Consider the following 1482-nt stretch of genomic DNA (forward strand, 5'->3'; position numbering starts at 1 on the left):
CCACGACGCGTTGACCTCAGGATTCCGCTTGATCGCCACCAGCAGCGCCTTGGAGATCAACAGCAGCGGATTCACCCGCAGCCCCCGCATCTCCCCGTCCTGCCGCAACTCCTCGACCAGCTTCATCGTCCGCGTCACATCCACCGTCACGAACTCCGTGACATGCGGCGCCGTGAACGCCGAACCCACCATCGCCTGCGCCGTCGCCTTACGGACCCCCTTCACCGGCACCCGCGTCTCCCGCGCACCGTCGAACGAGCCGACAGGCGCCGGGACCACAGCAGCAGCGGCAGCGGGGGCGGTCGGGGCCGGCTCGGCGACCCGCGGCGCGGCCGCCGCGTGGACGTCGTCCCGCGTGATGACCCCGTCAGGACCCGACGGAACGATCACCGCCAGATCCACCCCCAGATCCTTCGCCAGCTTCCGCACCGGCGGCTTGGCCAGGGGACGGGGCTTCTCGGTGAGCGTGCCGGCATGGCCGTTCAGCTCCGCCTGGATCGCCTGGGCCGGCGCCGGGACGGTGGCCTCGGCGCCCTTGCGCGGGCGGCGCTTGGTGGAGGAGGCCGCCACGCCATAGCCCACGAGGACCGGCTTGCGGCCCTCCGGCTTCGGCTCCTCCTCCGGCTTCGGCTCCTCCTCCGGCTGCGGCTGGACGGGCTGCGCCTTCGGCTGCTCGGCGGGCGCCCCGGGCCCGGCCGCGCCGGCCACGTCCACGGCGATGATGACCGTGCCCACGTCCACCGTGGTGCCCTCGGGGAAGTGCAGTTCGCGGACCACGCCGTCGTAGGGGATGGGGAGTTCCACCGCCGCCTTGGCGGTCTCCACCTCGCAGACCACCTGGCCGTCGGTGACCGTGTCGCCCGGCTGGACGTACCACTTGAGGATCTCGGCCTCGGTGAGTCCCTCGCCCACGTCGGGCATCTTGAACTCGCGTACGGACGCTTCCGTCATCGTCGTCACGACCCTCTCCTCAGTACGCCAGCGAGCGGTCGACGGCGTCGAGCACGCGGTCCAGGTTCGGCAGGTACTCCTCCTCCAGCCGCGCCGGCGGGTACGGGGCGTGGTAGCCGCCGACCCGCAGGACCGGAGCCTCCAGGTGGTAGAAGCAGCGCTCGGTGATCCGCGCGGCGAGCTCGGCGCCGGAGCCGAAGAACACCGGTGCCTCGTGCACCACGACCAGGCGGCGGGTCTTCTCCACGGACGCCTGGACGGCGTCGAAGTCCATCGGGCTGACCGAGCGCAGGTCCAGCACCTCCAGGGACTTGCCCTCCTCGGCCGCCGCGTTCGCGGCCTCCAGGCACAGCTTCACCATCGGGCCGTAGGCGGCCAGGGTGAGGTCGGTGCCCTCGCGGGCCACGCACGCCTTGTGCAGCGGGGCCGGGATCGCCTCGGTGTCGACCTCGCCCTTGTCCCAGTACCGGCGCTTGGGCTCGAAATAGATCACCGGGTCATCACTCTGGATGGCCTGCTGCATCATCCAGA

At 71.5% G+C, this 1482-nt stretch carries 2 protein-coding genes; both read right to left on the minus strand.

The features are described from left to right. A partial coding sequence (locus tag ACF073_RS41455) for a dihydrolipoamide acetyltransferase family protein (protein ID WP_392076745.1) occupies positions 1 to 960 on the minus strand: 960 nt, incomplete at its 3' end. A gap of 10 nt (positions 961 to 970) precedes the next feature. Beyond that, positions 971 to 1482: alpha-ketoacid dehydrogenase subunit beta (locus tag ACF073_RS41460; RefSeq protein ID WP_392076746.1), on the minus strand; the 512-nt coding region annotated here is incomplete at its 5' end.

It is taken from the genome of Streptomyces sp. NPDC015171 (assembly GCF_043079545.1).
Classification (GTDB): domain Bacteria; phylum Actinomycetota; class Actinomycetes; order Streptomycetales; family Streptomycetaceae; genus Streptomyces.